Source organism: Cloacibacterium normanense (assembly GCF_002943105.1).
Taxonomy (GTDB): Bacteria; Bacteroidota; Bacteroidia; order Flavobacteriales; family Weeksellaceae; genus Cloacibacterium.
Map to the genome: position 1 here is coordinate 107,593 of NZ_PTPZ01000003.1, position 20,460 is coordinate 128,052.

17 protein-coding genes are annotated in these 20,460 nt (G+C 34.2%); 8 read left to right on the top strand and 9 right to left on the bottom strand.

The annotated features are described in order from the left end of the window. Positions 1–110: 110 nt before the first annotated feature. From C3729_RS05975 to C3729_RS05985, 4 genes are all read left to right on the top strand, one after another. Positions 111–1,787 (top strand): formate--tetrahydrofolate ligase, encoded by a 1,677-nt coding sequence (locus C3729_RS05975; protein ID WP_104793322.1) that lies wholly within the window; start codon positions 111–113, stop codon positions 1,785–1,787. A 158-nt stretch (positions 1,788–1,945) separates the two neighbouring features. Continuing rightward, positions 1,946–2,071, top strand: a complete 126-nt coding sequence (locus C3729_RS13365) for a hypothetical protein (RefSeq protein ID WP_260204481.1) — start codon at positions 1,946–1,948, stop codon at positions 2,069–2,071. A gap of 377 nt (positions 2,072–2,448) precedes the next feature. Next, entirely contained in the window at positions 2,449–3,009 is a 561-nt protein-coding gene (locus C3729_RS05980; protein ID WP_069797214.1) for a YceI family protein, read from the top strand. A 101-nt stretch (positions 3,010–3,110) separates the two neighbouring features. Beyond that, positions 3,111–3,758, top strand: a complete 648-nt coding sequence (locus C3729_RS05985) for a hypothetical protein (RefSeq protein ID WP_104793323.1) — start codon at positions 3,111–3,113, stop codon at positions 3,756–3,758. On the opposite strand, the gene C3729_RS05990 is transcribed toward C3729_RS05985, so the two are convergent. From C3729_RS05990 to C3729_RS06005, 4 genes are all read right to left on the bottom strand, one after another. Beyond that, positions 3,759–4,763: an MlaD family protein gene (locus C3729_RS05990; protein ID WP_104793324.1), complete on the bottom strand. Its 1,005-nt coding sequence runs from the start codon at positions 4,761–4,763 to the stop codon at positions 3,759–3,761. 13 nt (positions 4,764–4,776) lie between these two features. After that, positions 4,777–5,526, bottom strand: a complete 750-nt coding sequence (locus C3729_RS05995) for an ABC transporter ATP-binding protein (RefSeq protein ID WP_104793325.1) — start codon at positions 5,524–5,526, stop codon at positions 4,777–4,779. A 1-nt stretch (position 5,527) separates the two neighbouring features. Then, positions 5,528–6,307, bottom strand: coding sequence for an MlaE family ABC transporter permease (locus C3729_RS06000; protein ID WP_069797115.1), 780 nt, complete (start codon positions 6,305–6,307; stop codon positions 5,528–5,530). A gap of 147 nt (positions 6,308–6,454) precedes the next feature. Beyond that, positions 6,455–8,125 carry an ABC1 kinase family protein gene (locus tag C3729_RS06005; RefSeq protein WP_104793326.1) on the bottom strand — a complete coding sequence of 557 codons (1,671 nt, stop codon included), beginning with the start codon at positions 8,123–8,125 and terminating at the stop codon, positions 6,455–6,457. Between the two features lie 158 nt (positions 8,126–8,283). On the opposite strand from C3729_RS06005, the gene C3729_RS06010 reads away from it, so the two are divergent. The 3 genes from C3729_RS06010 (at position 8,284) to C3729_RS06020 (ending at position 10,811) form a co-directional block, all read left to right on the top strand. After that, positions 8,284–9,705: an L-serine ammonia-lyase gene (locus tag C3729_RS06010; protein ID WP_069797113.1), complete on the top strand. Its 1,422-nt coding sequence runs from the start codon at positions 8,284–8,286 to the stop codon at positions 9,703–9,705. A gap of 71 nt (positions 9,706–9,776) precedes the next feature. Then, positions 9,777–10,166, top strand: coding sequence for a hypothetical protein (locus tag C3729_RS06015; protein WP_069797112.1), 390 nt, complete (start codon positions 9,777–9,779; stop codon positions 10,164–10,166). Then, positions 10,167–10,811: a DUF1684 domain-containing protein gene (locus C3729_RS06020; protein WP_104793327.1), complete on the top strand. Its 645-nt coding sequence runs from the start codon at positions 10,167–10,169 to the stop codon at positions 10,809–10,811. Positions 10,812–11,021: 210 nt separating this feature from the next. Here C3729_RS06020 and C3729_RS06025 read toward each other — a convergent pair whose 3' ends face one another. The 4 genes from C3729_RS06025 to C3729_RS06040 form a co-directional block, all read right to left on the bottom strand. Further along, positions 11,022–12,095 (bottom strand): serine hydrolase domain-containing protein, encoded by a 1,074-nt coding sequence (locus C3729_RS06025; protein ID WP_104793328.1) that lies wholly within the window; start codon positions 12,093–12,095, stop codon positions 11,022–11,024. A gap of 171 nt (positions 12,096–12,266) precedes the next feature. After that, a complete protein-coding gene (locus tag C3729_RS06030; protein ID WP_104793329.1) occupies positions 12,267–13,031 on the bottom strand; it encodes an abortive infection family protein in 765 nt (254 codons plus the stop codon). Between the two features lie 296 nt (positions 13,032–13,327). Further along, positions 13,328–14,677 (bottom strand): tRNA (N(6)-L-threonylcarbamoyladenosine(37)-C(2))-methylthiotransferase MtaB, encoded by a 1,350-nt coding sequence (gene mtaB, locus C3729_RS06035; protein ID WP_104793330.1) that lies wholly within the window; start codon positions 14,675–14,677, stop codon positions 13,328–13,330. A 468-nt stretch (positions 14,678–15,145) separates the two neighbouring features. Then, positions 15,146–15,724 (bottom strand): cysteine dioxygenase, encoded by a 579-nt coding sequence (locus C3729_RS06040; RefSeq protein WP_165785731.1) that lies wholly within the window; start codon positions 15,722–15,724, stop codon positions 15,146–15,148. Positions 15,725–15,932: 208 nt separating this feature from the next. On the opposite strand from C3729_RS06040, the gene glgP reads away from it, so the two are divergent. Then, a complete protein-coding gene (gene glgP / locus C3729_RS06045; protein WP_104793332.1) occupies positions 15,933–17,591 on the top strand; it encodes an alpha-glucan family phosphorylase in 1,659 nt (552 codons plus the stop codon). A 57-nt stretch (positions 17,592–17,648) separates the two neighbouring features. Here the strand turns inward: glgP and C3729_RS06050 are convergent, their stop codons facing one another. Next, positions 17,649–20,447 (bottom strand): GH92 family glycosyl hydrolase, encoded by a 2,799-nt coding sequence (locus tag C3729_RS06050; RefSeq protein ID WP_104793333.1) that lies wholly within the window; start codon positions 20,445–20,447, stop codon positions 17,649–17,651. Positions 20,448–20,460 lie beyond the last annotated feature (13 nt).

The following is a 20,460-nucleotide window of genomic DNA, read 5'->3' on the forward strand; positions in this document are numbered from 1 at the left end:
TCAAAACCTAAAAAATATTCTCATTTTTTGGTGGCTGATAAATCTCAAGCGTAAAATTTTCATGGTTTAGTCAAATTCTTGTATTTTTGAGAATAAACAAATTAAAAAATATGAGCTTTCCTACAGACTTAGAAATAGCGCAATCGGCAGATATTAAACATATTAGAGAAATTGCAGATAAAATCGGTATAGACCGAGAAGATTTAGAGTATTACGGGAAATACAAAGCGAAAATCCCTTTGAAATACATCAACGAAGAAAATATCAAGAAATCTAAACTGATTTTGGTTTCCGCCATTAATCCTACTCCAGCTGGTGAAGGTAAAACCACTGTTTCTGTTGGTTTGTGTGACGGATTGAATAAAATCGGGAAAAAAGCCATCGCAGTTTTACGTGAGCCAAGTTTAGGCCCGGTTTTCGGAATAAAAGGTGGAGCAGCAGGTGGTGGTTACGCACAAGTTATTCCGATGGTAGATATTAATCTGCATTTTACAGGAGATTTTTCGGCGGTAGAAAAAGCCAATAATTTACTTTCTGCGCTCATTGATAATAATCTTCAAGATAAAAAAAGAAGCCTAAATATAGACCCTAGAACCATCGTTTGGAAGCGTGTAATGGATATGAATGACCGAAGTCTTCGTCATATTGTAGTAGGTTTGGGCGGTTCTAATAACGGAATTACGCGTGAAGAAGGTTTCAATATTACGCCGGCTTCAGAAGTAATGGCGATTCTTTGTCTTTCTAAAGATTTCGAAGATTTAAAAAACAGATTAGGAAATATTTTCGTAGGCTATACTTTTGATAAAAAACCAATTTACGCCAGAGATTTAAATGCTCAAGGAGCAATGGCGATTTTATTAAAAGACGCTATTCGTCCGAATTTAGTACAAACTTTAGAAGGAAATCCAGCGATTCTTCATGGTGGTCCTTTCGCGAATATTGCGCAAGGAACCAATACGATTATCGCAACTAAAATGGGACTTTCTTTAGCAGATTTTGTGGTAACAGAAGCAGGTTTCGGAGCAGATTTGGGCGCAGAAAAATTTATGCACATCAAAGGATATTATGGAAATTTAAAACCAGATGCTTATGTTTTAGTGGCTACCATCAGAGCTTTAAGATATCACGGTGGTGCTAAAAAGGGCGAATACGAAAAACCGAATCTTGCAGCAGTAGAAAAAGGCATTGAAAACCTTAAAAAACATATTGAAAACGGCTTTAAATGGCAATTAAAACCAATTGTAGCGATTAATCATTTTGCTACAGATTCCGAAGAAGAAATCAATTTTGTAAAAGCAGAATGCGAAAAACTAGGAGTGAAAGCTATTCTCGCAGATGAATTTACGATGGGTGGAGAAGGCATGAAAGCACTTGCAGAAGAAGTAGAGAGTTGTGCTTTTAACTGCGGTAATAATTTTAAACCTTTATACAGTGTAGAAGATTCTGTGGAACACAAAATCGAAACAATTGCCAAAGAAGTTTATGGAGCAGACAGCGCTGTATTTTCTCAGAAAGCTAAAAATCAACTAAAATCCATTTATGAACTTGGACTGGATAAGTTACCGATTTGTATGGCAAAAACTCAAAAATCTTTATCGGATGATGAGAAAAAAATAGGAAGGCCAACTGGTTTCAAAGTGACTGTTCGTGAATTTGAATTTGCAGCAGGAGCAGGATTCATTATCCCAATTTTAGGAGATATGATGAGAATGCCTGGTTTGCCAAGTATTCCAGCAGCAGAAGGAATGAATATAGACAAAGATGGCGTTATTACTGGATTAAGCTAGTCTTTTGACATATAAAATAACAAACCGACTTTTTATAAAGTCGGTTTTTTTTTGAAATTCTGTAAATATTTATGGAAATTCTATAAAATATTTTTCAAGGATTTGTAGAATCTTTGTATCAACAAAAAGCAACAATCACAAAATATAAAAACAAAATTATGAAAAATGTAAGATCAAAAATATTCACTGCGATTTTAGCTTATGTAGCTCCGATTGCGATTAATTATTTGATGAATAAATTTCTGAACAAGAAATCTAAACCGCAAGTAAAATCTACGCTATAACACTATAGTTTCAACATAAATCAGTTTTCTCAATTATTTAATTTTTTAGCTCTCGAGATGTTATTTTAACTTTCGGGAGTTTTTTAGTGATAAAACTCAGATGTTTATTATTTGAATATTTCAGATAAAAACTGTAACTTTATGAAATGAAAGATAATAACTTATAAAATGTAGACGGCTTTCTTTAAAGCCTCAATTTTATAACTATTTTCATAATTTTTAAGTTTTTATGTTAGACTTCGCTTGAGCCATTCAAGCGAAGTTTTTTATTGATAGAAGAAATTAAATATAGAAATTGAAATTTCTTAACATACATCAATGACTTCGTATCAGAAATAAGACTACTTTTGTCTCATTAAAAAAATAAAAAGATTATGATTAAAAAAATTGCATTATCATTAGTACTAGTATCAGGACTAGCTTTTGGACAAGCTAAAAAAGTAGTTTCTTCTGACGTTCACTGGTGGGGTTATAAAATCGCTAAAACTGAAGCTTCTTCTCACGATGGAACTGTAAACGTGAAAAACGGAACTGTAGTTTTAAAGAAAAACGCTCTAGTTGGTGGTACTTTTGTATTAGATATGACTTCTATTAACGCTACTGATTTACAAGGTGAATATCAACAAAAATTAAACGGTCACCTTAAAAATGGCGACTTCTTCGAGGTTGATAAATATCCTACTGCTACTTTCAAAATCACTTCTGTGAAAAAAGGAGCTAATGGTAAAAGCATCGTTACAGGAAATCTTACAGCTAAAGGAAAAACAAACGCAGTTTCTTTCCCTGCTAAAATTTCTGTGAAAAACGGTGTAGTAACTTTAGAATCTGATAAATTTACTATCGATAGACAAAAATGGGACATAGCTTATAAATCTACTATGCAAGATGTAGTAGTAAAAGACGATATAGATTTGGTTGTTAAATTAACAGCGAAATAGTTTTTTTCAATTGTGTTTTTAGAGAATCCTAAAGAAAATTTCTTTAGGATTTTTTGTTTTTAATCTGTAAATTTATACAGAATTACTAACCTAATAATCGTATGAAATTATATGTCATCAGTGGATTGGGAGCAGATGGAAGTATTTTTGAGTACATTCAGTTTCCTAAAAAGTTTACCGAAATTATCTACATAGATTGGTTAATTCCTAATTACAACGAAAGTTTTGAAAACTATGTCAATAGAATGGCCGAAAAAGTAGATGTGAGAGAAAAATTCTGTCTATTGGGTTATTCTTTTGGAGGAATTATGGTGCAAGAAATTCACAAATTGAAACCTGCAGAAAAAGTAGTGATTCTGGGAAGTATAAAGTCTGATAAAGAAATGTCTATCACCTTTCATTTGGCAAAAAGCTCTAGAATTTTTGCGAAACTTCCCGAAAGTTATTTCTCCGAAAAAACGATAAAATCTTATGCCTTTTTCAGAAAATTATTTGACCCGAATAATCCTAAACTTTGGCAATATTTCAAGGTGCAAAATCCTACTTATCTGAAATGGAGTATCAATAAAATCTTAGAATGGAAACATGAAGAGGATAAAAACGTTATCCAAATTTTAGCAGATAAAGACATTGTTTTTCCAGTAAAAAATTCTAAACCCAATTATGTCATAAAAGGCGGAACGCACCTTTTCCCAGTGACTAAAGCCAAGGAAGTTTCTAAAATTTTAAAAGAAGTTTTCAGCGAGTGATTATTTTTGGTTTTTCTGAGCTTTTTGTTTCTCGTTTTCCAATTTTTTAAAATAACCTCTGAAGAAAATATTATGTTTCAGCGCTTCCAGATTTTGGTTCAGTAAAACACTTGCCTGGTTCAGATTATTCATCGTAGAATCTATATTTTTCACCAAATTGGCATCGTTAGAAAGGTAATTAATGGCGCCTTTTCCATTTTTAGCATTGCTGATGGTTTCGTTTAGATTTTCTACGGTTTGATTGATATTTTGAGAAGATTCATCTAGGTGAGTAAGCGCTCTTCGCATTTTATTGGCCACAGCAGAATCTTTAAGCACCGCAACAATGTTTTCTTTGTCATTAATTCCTGCAAGAATTTTATTCACTTCATTAATGGTTCTCGTGGTTTCGTAGCTGGTTTTCTTAATGTTGGCAATGCTGTTTTTAAGGTCAGAAACTCCATATTTCACATCTTGACTTAGCGTTTTGTCATTCAGCAACATACTGAGCGTTCCTGTTCCGTTATTGATTTTTTCAGAAACTTCTAGAATATTAGCCGTAATTTGTTCAGCATTGTTATTGGTTTTGTTAAGTGTTTTGAGTAAATCTTCAGTAGTCAGTCTTTTTTCTGCTTTTAAAATGTCACCAGATTTTGCAAGTGCCGCTTTTTCAGAATTCGGTGTGATGTTGACAATCATATTTCCTACCAAACCATCAGAAGCAATACTTGCCACTGCATTTTTTTTGATGAATTTCATCGCACTTTTGTCGATATTCATTTCTACATTAATGAGCGTATCGTTGATGATTTCTATCCTCTTAACATAGCCCACATTAATTCCAGAAAAACGGACATTGTTTCCTTCTTGTAAGCCATTTACATTTTCGAAATGTGCTTTTAAGGTTTCGGTTTTTCCAAAAAATTGCTGTCTGTTTCCAATAAAATAAACAGCCATAATAAAAATAATGGTTCCGAGGATAACAAATATTCCGAGTCTTAATTTTTGAGCAACTGATTTTTCCATGTTTTTTAAAAACTTATTTAAAAAATGCTTTTACTTTTGGGTCTTGTGAAGTGGAAAGTTCGGCAAATGTTCCTTCTGCATAATTTTTTCCGTCAATCAGTAAAATCATTCTATTAGCAATAACTCTAGCACAGTCTACATCATGCGTGATGATGATAGACGAGGTTCTATATTTTTCTTGCACCGATTTCATGAGCAAGATAATTTCTTTAGAAGTAATCGGGTCTAAACCAGTGGTTGGTTCATCATAAATGATGATTTTTGGTTTCAGAATAAGCGTTCTTGCCAATGCAACTCTTCTTTTCATACCACCAGAAAGTTCATTCGGCATTAAATCAATTACATTTTTGAGTCCCACATTTTGCAGCGCTTCTTCTACCAAAGGCAAAGTGTCTTTTACATTTCCAAACTTTGAAATATGTCTTCTGAGCGGAAATTCTAGATTTTCTCTCACCGTCATAGAATCATAAAGCGCACTTCCTTGAAATAAAAATCCAATGTCTGCTCTTATTTCATCTAAAGCTTTTAGAGAAAGATGCTCTAATTTTTGGCTCATAATTTCTATCGTTCCACTGTCTGGAATTTCTAAACCAATTAAACATTTTATCATTACCGATTTACCGGAGCCAGATTTTCCCATAATCACCAAATTTTCTCCTTGATAAAGATTTAGGTTAAATCCGTCCAAAACTACATTGTCTCCATATTTTTTATAGAGATTTTCAATTTTGATTATCGGTTCATGTGCAGCATTAGGATTCATTTTATTCTATAAAAATATTGGTAATCAATACAGCGATAAAATCGATAACAAACAATAACATTGAGGAGTAAACTACCGCAGAATTGGCGGCAATTCCTACACCTCGTGTTCCTGATTTACATTGGTATCCTTTGAAACAACCTACCATTCCTATGGCAAAACCAAAGAAAAAAGTCTTGATGGTTGCAGGAAGCAAATCACTAAATTCTATATTGTCAAAAACTTGATTAAAATATTGTAAAAAAGAAACATCACCTTTTAAATTTTCTACCAAATAAGACCCGAAAATTGCGATGAAATCACTGTAAAAAACCAAAATCGGCAACATAGCAGTCGTCGCAAGAATTCTAGTCACTACCAAATATTTAAAAGGATTGGTTCCCGAAACTTCCATAGCGTCTATTTGTTCGGTTACACGCATAGAACCTATTTCCGCACCTATTCCAGAGCCTATTTTTCCTGCACAAATCAGCCCAGTAATAATGGGCCCGATTTCTCTAATAATGGAAATACTCACCATGGAAGGCATCCAAGAAACAGCACCAAATTCCATTAAAGTAGGGCGGGTTTGTAAAGTGAAAACCAAACCGATGATAAATCCCGTAACAGAAACTAGAAAAAGTGAGCGGTTACCAATGCTGTAACATTGTTTCAGGAATTCTTGAAATTCATAAGGTTTTTTATAAAATTCTTTTAAAAATCTTATGCTGAAATAGCTCATTTCGCCTATCTCTACGATGAAGTTTTTTAAAGATTGTACTATTTGATAAAAAACTTTCATAATAAACATTTAAGCTTCTATCAAATTTACTGAAATTTCTTGATTTATCCTTAAAATTCCTGTTAATTATTTGATAACAAACAAAAACCGCGGTCATTTTTTATGACAGCGGAAAACTTTTTATTTTGCGACTTGTTTTTTTGGTGATTATTTTTTCCTTTTAAAATCTTCGTCTTTTATGACCATTTTATAAGCGAGCCATAATCCGAAAACCGAAGCAATGATGAAGAAAAACATCGCTATCGAAATTCCAAAAATTTGAAAATTAGGAACTCTCATCAATAGAGATGAGCCAATGATTAATGCAGCAATAATAAGTGCGATGGAAATTCTATTGGCTACTTTTTGGAAGGCATCTGTAAATCGTTCTTCGTCAAGTGCATCTATTTTGAGCTCAAACTGATTCTGAGCTAAGTTTTCGGTGATTTTATTGAGTCTTTCCGGAAGATTTTCGGCTAATTTTTTGGTTTCTATCAATTGAGCAAAGAAATTTTCGGGTTTGGCTTCGTGAGCCATTTTTTTGACCATCATTTTCTCCAAAATCTGCTTCATATTTTCAGCCAAATCATATTGAGGAGCGAGAACCGCTACAATTTGGTCTAAATTCAATAAAATTTTTCCAAGAATATTTAGTTCTACCGCAATTCTTATTCCTTTTTCTGCGGCAATTTTATTCATTCTGATGAGCATTTTTCCCGTTTGCATTTCTGCGGCATTTCTGTTCTGAGAATCCAGCACAATTCGGTTGATTTCTTTTTTGAAACCAATAATATCTGCGTTTTTATCATCTTGACTGATTTCTATAAGCACTTTAGAAACTTCTTCGCCATTGTATTTGCTGATGGCAATGAGCAATTTCAAAATTTGTTCCTGCAAATTTGGACTGAATTTCGCCACCATTCCTAAATCCATTAAGGCAATTTTTCGGTCTTTGGTCAGGTGTACATTTCCTGGATGTGGATCTGCATGTGCAAAACCATCAAAAATAATTTGTTGAAGATAAGATTCTACCAATTCATCAATGAGCACCGAAAAATCGATTTCTGTTTTTTGAATTCCATGTACAGAAGTAATTTTTTGACCTTCCACGAAATCCATTGTCAAAATTTTAGAACTAGAGTAGTCTAAAACAGGTTGAGGAATCACAATATGCTCAAATTTTTCTAAATTTTTGCCCAGAGCAATCAGATTTTGAGCTTCTCTGTTGTAATCTAGTTCGTGAATGAGAATATGTCTCATCTCGTCTAGAACATCGTCTATTCCGTATTTTTTGGCGGTTTTAGAATGTTTTACAGCAAGGTCTGATAATTCTTTCAGCGTGTCTAAATCTTCGATGAAATTTTTACGAATTCCCTGTCTTTGAATTTTCACTGCTACTTCTTTTCCGGAGCGCAAAACCGCTTTGTGAACTTGCCCAATACTTGCCGAAGCCAATGGTTGGGTTTCAAAACTTAAAAAAGCTTTGGAAATCTTCGTCCCTAATTCCTCTTCCACTATTTTTTGGATTTCAGAATACGGAATTTCCTCTACATCATCTTGTAGAGAAGCCAATGCCAATAAATAAGTTTCTGGCAATAAATCTGGTCTTGTAGAAAGAGTTTGCCCGATTTTTACATAAGTCGGCCCCATATTTTTAAGGTCTTCTACCAATTCTTCTGGCGAAGTGTAGCGATTAGACTCTTCAGAAAGTTCCTGATCTTCTGCCAATTCATCAAGTGCTTTGTCTGAAGCAGCCGATAAAATATCGCTGTTTCTATATTTGAGTACCAAAGAAATGAATTTCTGGTATTTTTTTAGGTTTTCGGGAATGATATTCATAGGAAATGGGTTGTTTTTTCAAGAGCAAATTAATTGAGAATAAGTGGCTTATCTGTTACAAAATTTGAAGGGGTAATTTCAAAATTTTAAGGATGAATAATTTTTTATGGTTTGCCTAATAATTTTATCTTTGTAAAAATCATTTATCAATAATCAATATGGAGAGTATTTCGGTTTTTGAAATCATAAAAGTAGGAATTGGGCCGTCTTCGTCTCATACGATGGGACCTTGGAATGCAGCGGAAATGTTTCTGAGCGAAATCAGAAGAAATCACCAGATTTCAGAGGTGGCAGAAGTGTATGTGGAGTTCTTTGGTTCGCTTGCCAAAACAGGAATCGGTCACGGAACAGATATTGCCGGAATGCTGGGTTTAAGCGGAGAAAATTTCAAAAAAATAGATACCGATAAAATAGATGCTAAAATTGCCGAAATCAAAAATTCTGGAAAATTGATTTTAGGAGCTGAAAAAGAAATTCCTTTTATTTATGGGAAACATTTGGTGCTCAATATGCAAAAATCTTTAGATTTTCACCCAAATGGAATGATTTTCAAAGCGGTTTTTAACAACGGCGAAATTTTAGAAAAAGACTACTATTCTGTTGGTGGCGGTTTTGTGGCGACGCAAGAAGATAATTCTATTGAAAGTCACTGTATCAGAACACCTTATCCTTGTCATAAAGGCGAAGATATTTCAAAATATTGTGAAAAATTAGGAGTACAGAGACTTTCTGATTTGGTGTACATCAATGAAGAAGCTTGGAGAACCAAAGAAGAAACTAGAAGTGAAGCACTTTACATTTGGCAACAGATTAAAGAATGCATTTACAAAGGCGTTAATAAAGAAGGCGTTTTACCGGGTGGACTTAATGTAACGAGAAGAGCTGCAGATTTTAATCGAAAATTATTAGGCGAGGACGTTATTTACAAAAACATAAACGAATGGTTTGCTGCGGTAAAAAATTCTCCTAAAGATTTCAATCAAATTACCCGTTGGATTTCGTGTTTTGCATTAGCGGTAAACGAAGAAAATGCCAGTTTTGGTAGAATTATCACAGCGCCAACGAATGGAGCGAGTGGTGTAATTCCTGCGGTGCTCATGTATTCTCAAACTTTTACAGAATTCAACTCTGAAGAAGATATCATCAGATTTATTTTAGTGGCGGGAGAAATCGGTACGCTTTTCAAGAAAAATGCAACAATTTCTGCAGCGATGGGAGGTTGCCAAGCAGAAATCGGAGTTTCTTCGGCGATGGCTGCAGCTGGTTTAACAGAAATTTCGGGCGGAACTCCAGCTCAAGTAATGATGGCGGCAGAAATTGCGATGGAACATCACCTTGGTCTTACTTGCGACCCAATTGGTGGATTGGTGCAAATTCCATGTATTGAGAGAAATTCTATGGGCGCCATGAAAGCGATTACCGCTTGTCATATCGCGTTAGAAAGCGATCCTTCTAAAGCCAGAGTTTCTCTGGATGATGTCATTAAATCCATGTGGGAAACCGCTCTTGACATGAATTCTAAGTACAAAGAAACTTCTGAAGGTGGTTTAGCAGTTGCCGTGAACGTTGCAGAATGTTAATGAAATTTTGAGGAAGATAACCTCCATTTATTTTCTAAAAATTCTTAACTTGTGCCGTTGAATTTTTATCAATGGCTACCATTATCAAACCCAATATTGCTCCCGAATTGCTCTCACAACTCGACACTAAATTCGAGGAAGAGAAACAAGTTATCGTGCACTGTGGTTTTCAGAATAATTATTTGATTGGAAATCTCGTAAGAATTTGGCGCACCACGTTTTTGGTGGATAAATTTACGGGACATAGAAGTCAACTTTTATTCTGGGAAAATATCTCTATGTTTCCTTATTGGACGGAAGTTCCACCTGTGAAAGAATATTGGTTTACCTTAATTTTTTCTGGATTGCCTAAAGATTGTAAACTCTTTGATTTTGTAGAAGAAATTCCGCAAGAAGGAGGTTTTCTGGTGACTGATATTGATAGAAATGAAAGCGATGTTTATACTATAAAATTAATTTAAATGAAGAAGATTTACTTACTTTTACTCTTAGTTTCAAGTTTTGCCTTTGGTCAAGGTCTTAAAAATAAAACCGACAAAAAACAATTTCCTGCAGAAATTCTAGAAATAGAAACCTTCCAAAAAGAACTCAATCGAGAATACAAAACAGAGGAAGAAACACCTTTGCGTGGCACTAATTTCAAGAAATTCAAGTCTCATCCCTTTTTTCCTATTGATTTAACTTATCGTGTAAAAGCGAAATTGGTAAAAACTGAAAACGCGGTTCCTTTTGAAATTCCTACTTCGTCTGGAAGAACCAAAAAATACAGAGAATTCGGGAAAGCCTATTTCACACTGAATGGAGCAGAACAGGTTTTGACGGTTTATCAAAGTTTAGCCTTGTTAGATGACCCAGAATATCAGGATTATTTATTTTTGCCTTTCAAAGATGAAACCAACGGAAAAGATACGTATGGTGGCGGAAGATATTTGGACTTAAGAATTCCTCAAAATGATGAATTGATTATTGATTTCAATAAAGCGTATCATCCGTTATGTGCTTATAACGCTACCGATTACAGTTGCCCAATTGTTCCTCAGAATAACTGGTTGCAATTACCAATCGAAGCAGGTGTGAAATACCAAGATATTTGGTTTGAGCATTAGTTTCTAGATTCTAGATGTGAGATACTAGATACAAAACATGAGATGTGAGCATCTCAAAAGGTTGCATAAACTGAAAATTCAAAATTTATTTTCCTCTATTCAAAGAAAGTAAATTTTGAATTTTTTATTTTAAAATCTAAATCCTAAGTCCTTAAACCTAAACCTAAACCTAAACCTAAACCTTAGCATCTCACATCTAGAATCTAGCATCTATTTTACCACCGCATTGATTTTATCCCAAAGTGCTGCATCAAAACCAGACAATGCAAAATTAGGATTCTGCGGATCCGAAGCATCGCCCATTCTGATGACCACCATATTTTTACTCGGAATTACATAAATTCTTTGATCTTCTGCGCCCATTGCTGCATACATATCTGCAGGAGCATTAGGAACTAAAGCAGTAGGATAAACCGTTTGCGAGCCCGGAACCATATATTTAGATTTTCCGTTGAGCCACCAAAGATAACCGTAAGAAGGATTGATATTTTGAGAAGTAGAAATGGCTTCGTTCAGATAAGTTTCATTGATGATTTGTTCGTTTTTCCATTTTCCTTTGTTCAGGAAAAGCAGTCCAAATCTCGCCATACTTCTGGTATTGCTATGATAAATGGTGAAAATAGTCCCGAAATTCCAGAAACCATCCATTCCGATTTTATTTTTCAGTTTAGCATTAAAATAATTCTCAAAAGTTTGGTTGCTCGAAGCGGCCACTACATCTATTAATTTCTGAAAAACATTGCTGTAAGACCATCTCGTTCCTGCATCTGCCAAATACGTGAGGTTAGATTTGATTACCCAATTGCTTTCGTCATTTAAGCCCGAAGTCATGGTGAGTAGATGTCTCGGCGTGATGAGGTTTTCTTTTTCCAGAGGTTCGCTTGTCCAGCCGTTTCCTAAATATTGAGAAACTTTATTGTTGATATTCAGTAAACCTTCTTGTTGAGCAATTCCTGTGGTGGTAGAAACCAGCGTTTTTCCTGCGCTATTCCATTGCCAAGTTGCAGTAGCATTGTGCCCGTTGAAATATTCTTCCATTACAATTCTACCGTTTACGAGAATCATAAAAGATTTAGAATGTTTTTCTGCCAAGAAATCTTTAAGCGGTTGCACTGCGCTTTGGTTCCAACCGAGACTGGCGATAGATTTGGTTTCCCAATTGTTGTCTGTATTATTAGGGAAATACATGGTTTCTGCGGGAGTTGGTGTTGGTTCATCATCACTACTGCTGCAACTCAAAAACGGAAGTAATACTAAAAGAGGTAGAAATTTCAAAATTTTCATCAGCTGGTTTTAGCTCTTTGATGGGGTTTTTTGGGGAAGGTTAAATTTTTGGAAATATAAATTTTTCACACGTAGTTTGTCATTCCTTAGGAATCTATATTCTGTGATTATTTTCCAAAGTCGGAGAATTTAAAGAGAAGAATAAATTAAATTTGTGAACTATTATTGAATTTATTTTGATTTTTCATAACTTAAAAAAAGATATTCTGTAATTGTTTTAGCAAGATTTACTGTTAAAATTGCATGTCTTTCGTCAATTTTATAAGTTGTTTTGGAAGGTGCTGAACCATGAGAGTCACTAAATGTATTTCTTAAGCCCGATACTCCGTTAATTATACTAAATACGCCAGAAAGTATTTGTTTAAGGTTATCGTCTTCATAATCCCCCGGCGACATTTTTAGGATTGAAGCGACATTTTTGTAAAGCTTAATTAGATTTCCATCATATTCGTGTTTTTGTTTTTTTTTTGACTCAAGAATAAATAGGCAAATGGATTCAATTAATGTTCTTGAAGTTGTTACAGCTCCATCAAAGTCTTTATTAGCAATTTTATAATTGCACTTTCTGATTTGCTCGTGAATATACTCAAAGGAAATTCTATCAAGTTCTTTTGTTTCAACTAATTCTGTTATATCAATGTCAAAGTCTGGATAATATATTACTTCCGTTATTTCTGGTTCGTTATCCAAAAGTGGATAAACTAAAAGTAAAGCTTGAAAAATTTCTTCCTTATCTTTTGCGGATAAATTGTCTAATTTTTCTTGGAAATGTGGATGCGATTTAATATGAAATGTGCTTAATCTTGAATACCAACGACTTCCGAATGTACTTGATTCATCTAGAAAAGACACAGAATGTCTTAATAAATCTGCTAAATCCTGACGACCTTTGTAGATTAAAACCTTTCTTAATTTTTTAATGTCTGAATCCTCCATTTAATTATATATTTTTTTCAAAACAAACATACTTAATTTGTTCTTTTTTGGAATTTTATTCCCACTAAATTAAAAAATAAACTCCACACTACATTAGGGAAAACCGTAAAATGTTTAAAAATAGAAATTTAGATTCCTTCGGAAATCGCAGATTAGACGCAGTCAATGACAAAGTGTATGGATAATTTTATTATTTGCAATTACACACAAAAAAATCGCCACATCATTGTAACGATTTTGTAAAATTTATATTTAGAATTTTCACATCCTTTAGGATAAGAGGAAATGAAAATTTCTTACACTTTCGCCAAAAACTCCTCAAAAATAGGAGAGATAGAAACCGTTCCGTCTGGTTGAATTTTATCTAGTTTTACCATTTCTATTTGGTTGATAGAACTCGCATCAAATGGTTTCTGAACGCGTACATAATTTTCGGTGAAACCAAACATTTTTCCGTCTTTTTCTTCGTGTTCCCAAAGTACAGGTAAGGTTTTCCCAAGTTGCATTTGGTAAAATGCCATTTTCTTTTTCTCAGAAAGAATTCGGAGCATTTTGTTGCGTTTTTTACGTTCGGCAATCGGTACAATTCCTTCCATTTCTACCGCTTCTGTATTTTCTCTTTCAGAATACGTAAAAACGTGTAAATAACTGATTGGTAATTCGTTAATGAAATTATAAGTTTCTAAAAATTTCTCTTCGGTTTCTCCCGGAAATCCTACAATTACATCTACACCAATCGCAGCATCGGGCATTACTTCTCTAATTTTAGAAACTCTATCGCTGTACAATTTGGTGAGGTATCTTCGCTTCATTTTTTTGAGCAAATCATCGCTTCCACTTTGTAATGGAATATGGAAATGTGGCACAAAACTCTTGCTTTCTGCTACCAAATCTATGGTTTCGTCTTTCAGTAAATTCGGTTCAATAGAAGAAATTCTAATTCTCTCAATTCCCTCTACTTTATTGAGTTCTTTCACCAAATCTAGGAAAGTATGCTCATGTTTTTTATTGCCAAATTCGCCTTTTCCGTAATCGCCAATGTTTACACCCGTCAAAACAATTTCTTTGATGTCTTTTTCGGCAATTTTTTTGGCATTTTTCACTACGTTTTCTACGGTGTCACTTCTAGAAATTCCTCTAGCCAAAGGAATCGTGCAATAGGTACATTTATAATCGCAACCATCTTGAACCTTCAAAAAAGCTCTGGTTCTGTCGCCAATAGAATAACTTCCGATGAAAAAGTCGGTTTCTTCTATTTCGCAAGAGTGAACTTGAGCGTGCTGTTCAGATTTTTCTAAATCTTCGAGATAACTCAGAATATTGAATTTTTCTTTGGCTCCTAAAACCAAATCTACGCCTTCAATGGCAGAAATTTCTTCGGGTTTTAGTTGGGCATAACAACCTACAATCACTACCAAACCATCAGGATTGGCTTTCATGGCACGTTTTACATGAAGTTTACATTCCTTGTCTGCATTATCGGTTACAGAACAAGTATTGATAATATAAACATTTGCAGCATCGTCAAAACTTACTTTTTGGTAACCTGCACCAGTCAATTGTCTGGCAATAGTAGAGGTTTCCGCAAAGTTCAGTTTGCAACCCAGCGTATGAAAAGCAGCGGTTTTTGTAGTGAAATTTTCCATAATAAATTGGGTGCAAATTTACGGAAAAAATATTTAGAATGAACTGAACAGAGGTTTTGATGAAATTTTATCAAAATTAATTTCCCCGTCCCTAAAAGGTGTAATTTAGATAAAATTTTCAAGATATATTTGCACACTTTAGGGTTGGGGAAAAGAAAAATTTCTTGGAAATGTTTTTCATTCAAAATCTAAAAACTATAAATTTTCCGAGTTTAGTGGCAGTCAAAGTCGAATCAAAGTCGAATCAAAGTCGAATCAAAGTCGAGTCAAGTTCGGGTTTTGTTCGGAAAAAGTACCCGTTTTCCGAAGCTGATTCGAGCTTGATTCGAACATGATTCGAACAAAAGTGGTTTTTTGGTCAAATTTTTCGATGAAATGAGGTTTTAAAACATAAAAAATCCACAAATTTTTTGCATTTGTGGATTTTTGGAAAGATAGTTTGAGTTTATATGGTTTTGTGTTTCGTTTTTATAGTTGATAAATTTTTTCAAAAGCTTCTTCTGGTAAATTCCAAGTGCAAGATGGTGCTTTGTCATTAAGAACCGCCCATTTTTTGTGCTCTAAGTCGAAAATTCTAACTCCACTTAGGTTCAGTTGGTTGGTTTTGTAAATATGTAAACTTACCGAAAGTGTAGGTTTATTGTTCACAATGCTGTGAATTCCGCCCATTTCTTCGGCAAAAGAAATGCCTTCTATCGCTACACCAGCGCCTTCATATTCTATAAAATCTTTGGTTTCTTTGTAATACACTTCGGTTAATTCACCTTTGAGGACTTTTATTTTTCCCTCGTAGTTTTTGTGGTCGTGAATCGCTGTTTTATTTTCAGCGCCCCATAACATGAGAATTGCTACAGCATTTTCATTGTTGAAAACAGGGAATCTTTTATACGTTTTGGCAGGAATATCTAGTTCGTTGATTTTGAAAACTTGGTTGTAGTCTTCGAAACGGAATTCGAATAGGTTTTCTACAACAGTATTAAAGTCTGCCGAGACATTTTGTAAGTCTTCTAAAGTTTGGGCTAGGGGTTTAGTCATTGTTCTTTCCATAATTTTTACAAGCATGATTTTCAGTTGGTAAAATTATTAAAAACTGTGTTTTGAGACATCGATTTTGAGATGATTTACATCATGCAAGATTGTTGATTTTATAAAAGAATTTATGATTTTTATCAAAGTTTCTATTCTTAACATACATTTCGCTTCAGTTTTCTAAAAAAATAATACCTTTGCACCTGATTTTAAAGAAACGAGAAAAATGGATTTTAGAAATTATCAGATGCCTTATAGCATCAACCCGAATTACAGCAAGAAAGTTGCGTATTTTTCGATGGAATTTGCCATTGATCAAGCATTGAAAATATACAGTGGAGGTTTAGGATTTTTGGCAGGTTCTCACATGAGAAGTGTTTATAATCTGAAGCAAGACACCATCGGAATTGGTATTTTGTGGAAATTTGGTTATTATGACCAAGCTAGAAACCACGATCAAACACTTAATCCAGTTTGGACTAAGAAAATGTACAGCTTCTTGGAAGATACAGGAATTAAATTCCAAATTGACATTCACGATGCGCCAGTTTGGGTAAAAGTAATGTACCTGAACCCAGAAACGTTTAAAACTGCACCTATCTTTTTACTTTCTACAGATGTGCCAGAAAATGACCACGTTTCAAAAACCATCTGCCACAGATTATATGATGCGAATGAATCTACAAAATTGGCACAATACATCCTTCTAGGAAAAGGTGGAGCTAAACTTTTAGACGAGTTAAACCTAGAAAGAGAAGTTTATCACTTAAACGAAGCGCACGGTTTACCAGCAGCATTCTATTTGTTGAAAAAATTCGGTGGAGATTTAGAAAAAGTAAAAGAAAGATTGGTTTTCACTACGCACACTCCAGAAGAAGCAGGAAACGAGAAGCATAACGTACACCTTTGTCACCAAATGTCTTATTTCTCTGGCTTAAGCTTAGAAGAAGTGAAGAAATTAGAAGGACAAGATAACGACCAATTTAATCACTCATTGTGTGCTTTGAGAATGGCAAGAATTGCAAATGGAGTTTCTCAGTTGCATGGTGTAGTTTCTAACGAAATGTGGGGTAAATATCCGGGAATCTGCGAAATTAAAGCTATTACCAATGCACAAGATTTCAAATATTGGGCAGATAAACCGCTTTATAACGCTAGAGAAGAAAGAGAAGACGAAGAATTCGATTTCAGAAAAAAATATCTTAAGAAGAGAACTTTCAGAATTGTAGCAGACCAATGTGGTAAATTGTTTGATTCTAAAGTATTTACCATGGTTTGGGCAAGAAGATTTGCTGGATATAAAAGAGCAGATCTATTGTTACAAGACAAAGAAAGATTCAGAAAATTATTGGAAAACAAAAAATATCCAGTGCAAATTATCTTTGCAGGAAAACCTTATCCAGTAGATTATGCAGCGATTTCTACTTTCAATAATTTGGTAGAAGAAAGTAAAAATCATAAAAACATGGCGGTTCTTACAGGTTATGAATTGTCATTAAGTAAATCTCTAAAACAAGGTTCTGATGTTTGGTTAAACAACCCAAGAGTTCCTAGAGAAGCTTCTGGTACTTCTGGTATGACGGCTTCTATGAATGCTTCAGTAAACCTTTCTACAGACGATGGTTGGATTCCAGAATTTGCGAAAAATGGTGTGAACTCTTTTGTAGTTCCACAAGCAGATTATGCAAATATGAGCGTTTTCGATGTAGACAATTATGATATGAACCAATTGTATGACATCTTAGAAAACCAAATCTTACCAATGTACTACGAAAGACCAGATGAATGGAGACAAGTAGTGAAAAATGCAATGGATGATGTAAAAGGTCAATTCAATTCTGATAGAATGGCTGATGAATATTACAAAATTATGTATAATAATTAATCCATATATTAATATTTTTTACGTCTGGGGCGCTTCCAAAGGAAGCGCCCCAGATTTTTATAGAATGGTGATTTCGTCTATGAAAATAAAGGCTTCTCCATCAAAAGGAAAACCTTGATGCCAACTTGGTAATTTTCCGAAATTTCTGGCGATAATTTTTACATATTTAGCTTTGGTTTTGGCAAAATGTAAATCTAAATTTTTGGTCTGCACGTTGTAATCTTGCGCATCAATTGGATTCGCTACTTCTCCTAATTTTTTGAAATTTACATTATCCTCAGAAATATAAAATTCTACTTTAGTAGGCATCAGAATCCAAGCTCTGGTGTCTTGTAAAAAGTCAGCAGAAATGGTAGAAATTTCTCGCGATTCTTTTAAATCAATAATCGCTTCAAAATCTTGCGACTGATAACCATGCCAATCACCTTTTCGCCAATTGGCATCACCTGAAATTCCGTCGATTAAACCTTCGTTTCCACCTGCAAAATATTGTGGATTGGCTTTTGATTTAATTTCTATAGAGTAGTTGTTGGGTTTTTTGTAGAATTTTGCGGTTACCATTCCGCTTTTTTCCCCTTTATTATTTTCTGCAAAAGTTGTAATAGTAGATGTTTCGGTAAGTGTTAATTCTTGTTTGTATTCTTCAAAATCACTTCCGTTGATAGAATAGTAGATTTTATTATTTTGATAAGATTCAATGCTGATATTTTGTTGCTTTTCAAAAAATCTTTTTTCTGAATGAATCACAGGAACGATAACAATTTCTTTCATTTTTCTAGGTTCAGGAACTATTGTTTCCGAAATCCAATTGATAATATTTTGTTCGTTTTTTACATTGATGGTTTTACCATTCTCTACATGAATTTTTATATTTTCGAAATATGGTGTTACTGTTTCCCAAAATGTAGAACCCGGTGTCACTTTATACAAACCTATTGAACTGAGAACGTACCAAGCGCTCATTTGTCCACAATCTTCATTACCAATTAAACCATCTGGAGCATTTTTGTAGAAATTTTCTAAAATATAATGCACTTTTTCTCTGGTTTTTTCAGGTTTTCCAACGTAGTTATAAAGATAAGCAACATGATGACTCGGTTCGTTTCCTTGTGCATATTGCCCGATTAAACCAGTAACGTCCACTTGTTCTCTGCCTGTAGTTTTAGATTCTTCAGAAAACATTTGGTCAAGTTTTTTCTCAAATGCATCTTCACCACCATAAAAATTTATCATTCCATAAATATCTTGAGGAACAAAAAACGTGTAATGCCAAGCATTTCCCTCGGTGAAATTATTGTTGATTTCTTTAGCATCAAAAGGTTCGTACCAACCACCATTTTTCTTTGGACGTATGAATTTTTGGTTAAAGTCAAATAAATTTTTCCAATTTTGAGAGCGTTTCATAAACGTTTCGTAATCTTCTGTTTTTCCTAAAATTTTCGCCATTTGTGCAATGCACCAATCGTCATAAGCATATTCTACCGTTTTAGAAACGCTTTCGTGTTCATCATCAATCGTTAGTAAACCATTTTCACGATAAGTTTTCATGCCGTAATCGTCAAAATTATTGGCTGAATTTTTTGCGGCTTCAAATGCTTTTTCATAATCAAAACCTTTTACACCATTCATCATGGCATCTGCAATTACAGAAACACTGTGATAACCAATCATGCAATAGGTTTCATTGCTTGCAAGTTCCCAAATCGGCAATCTTTTACCTTGTTCGTATTGTAAAATAAACGTGTTGATAAAATCTGCGGTTCGTTTTTTGTCAATTAAAGTCATCAAAGGATGATACGCTCTGAAAGTATCCCAAAGCGAAAAAACGGTGTAATAATCGTGATTGGCAGTGTGAATTTGATTATCTCTTCCTCTGTATTTTCCGTCTACATCATTGGCAATATTGGGTTGGGTGAAAACGTGATACAATGCGGTGTAAAAAACCGAAAGTTTATCTTTATCGGTAGAAGTGATTTCAATTTTTGAAAGTTCTTTGTTCCAAGAATGTTCTGCATTTTTCTTGATTTTTTCAAAATCCCAAGATTTTCCTTCGGCTTGCATATTTTTTTTGGCACCTTCAAAACCCGTCAAAGAAAGAGAAACTTTTACTAAGATTTTTTCGCCTTTTTTGACTTGATTGGAGAAAGCTAAAGCAATATCTTTTCCGTCAAAAACTGCTCCGTAACCATCTGTAGATTTTCCAGCTTTTCTTGTTTTTGAAACTTTCATTGGCTTAGAAAATTCAATTTTGGCAAAAATGTATTGATTTTCTGCCCAAGCTTTGCTTCTTCGGTAAACTTCTATCGTTTTTTCGTCAATGACTTTTACTTCGCCTTCCAACAATTCATCTCGGTGATTTAAATCTAAAATGATATTGGCTCGTCCAGAATTATTGAAAGTGTATTCATGATAACCCACTCTGGTTGTAGTCGTCAATCTTGCTTTAATATTGAATTTATCCAATAAAACTTCGTAGTAACCTGCACTTGCTTTTTCATTTTGGTGAGAAAATTTTGAAGAATAATCTTTGTTGTCTAAACTTGGTGTTCCCATTGTTGGCATTAGTAGAATATCGCCGTAATCAGAAACGCCAGTTCCATTGAGATGCGTGTGCGAAAATCCGTAAATCACAGCATCTGAATAATGATAACCGCTGCAACCGTCCCAACTTCCATCAATTCTTGTATCTGGCGAAAGTTGAACCATACCAAAAGGAACCGTAGCTCCCGGAAAAGTATGTCCATGTCCGCCAGTTCCGATAAAAGGATTCACATATTGAGCAAAATTTTTCTGCGCCAATACAAGTGAAAAACTCAAAACAAACAAAATGAACGAAACTTTAGAAAGTTTAGACATAAAACAGTATTTT

What these genes read in the sequence shown, in the direction of transcription:
- C3729_RS06050 (WP_104793333.1), bottom strand. Translation starts at nt 20,447, where the DNA reads ATGTCTAAACTTTCTAAAGTTTCGTTCATTTTGTTTGTTTTGAGTTTT.
- C3729_RS06025 (WP_104793328.1), bottom strand. Translation starts at nt 12,095, where the DNA reads ATGAAAATTTTGAAATTTCTACCTCTTTTAGTATTACTTCCGTTTTTG.
- C3729_RS06005 (WP_104793326.1), bottom strand. Translation starts at nt 8,125, where the DNA reads ATGAATATCATTCCCGAAAACCTAAAAAAATACCAGAAATTCATTTCT.
- C3729_RS06020 (WP_104793327.1), top strand. Translation starts at nt 10,167, where the DNA reads ATGAAGAAGATTTACTTACTTTTACTCTTAGTTTCAAGTTTTGCCTTT.
- C3729_RS05995 (WP_104793325.1), bottom strand. Translation starts at nt 5,526, where the DNA reads ATGAATCCTAATGCTGCACATGAACCGATAATCAAAATTGAAAATCTC.
- glgP (WP_104793332.1), top strand. Translation starts at nt 15,933, where the DNA reads ATGGATTTTAGAAATTATCAGATGCCTTATAGCATCAACCCGAATTAC.
- C3729_RS13365 (WP_260204481.1), top strand. Translation starts at nt 1,946, where the DNA reads ATGAAAAATGTAAGATCAAAAATATTCACTGCGATTTTAGCTTATGTA.
- C3729_RS05975 (WP_104793322.1), top strand. Translation starts at nt 111, where the DNA reads ATGAGCTTTCCTACAGACTTAGAAATAGCGCAATCGGCAGATATTAAA.
- C3729_RS06040 (WP_165785731.1), bottom strand. Translation starts at nt 15,724, where the DNA reads ATGGAAAGAACAATGACTAAACCCCTAGCCCAAACTTTAGAAGACTTA.
- mtaB (WP_104793330.1), bottom strand. Translation starts at nt 14,677, where the DNA reads ATGGAAAATTTCACTACAAAAACCGCTGCTTTTCATACGCTGGGTTGC.
- C3729_RS05985 (WP_104793323.1), top strand. Translation starts at nt 3,111, where the DNA reads ATGAAATTATATGTCATCAGTGGATTGGGAGCAGATGGAAGTATTTTT.
- C3729_RS06030 (WP_104793329.1), bottom strand. Translation starts at nt 13,031, where the DNA reads ATGGAGGATTCAGACATTAAAAAATTAAGAAAGGTTTTAATCTACAAA.
- C3729_RS06010 (WP_069797113.1), top strand. Translation starts at nt 8,284, where the DNA reads ATGGAGAGTATTTCGGTTTTTGAAATCATAAAAGTAGGAATTGGGCCG.
- C3729_RS06015 (WP_069797112.1), top strand. Translation starts at nt 9,777, where the DNA reads ATGGCTACCATTATCAAACCCAATATTGCTCCCGAATTGCTCTCACAA.
- C3729_RS06000 (WP_069797115.1), bottom strand. Translation starts at nt 6,307, where the DNA reads ATGAAAGTTTTTTATCAAATAGTACAATCTTTAAAAAACTTCATCGTA.
- C3729_RS05990 (WP_104793324.1), bottom strand. Translation starts at nt 4,763, where the DNA reads ATGGAAAAATCAGTTGCTCAAAAATTAAGACTCGGAATATTTGTTATC.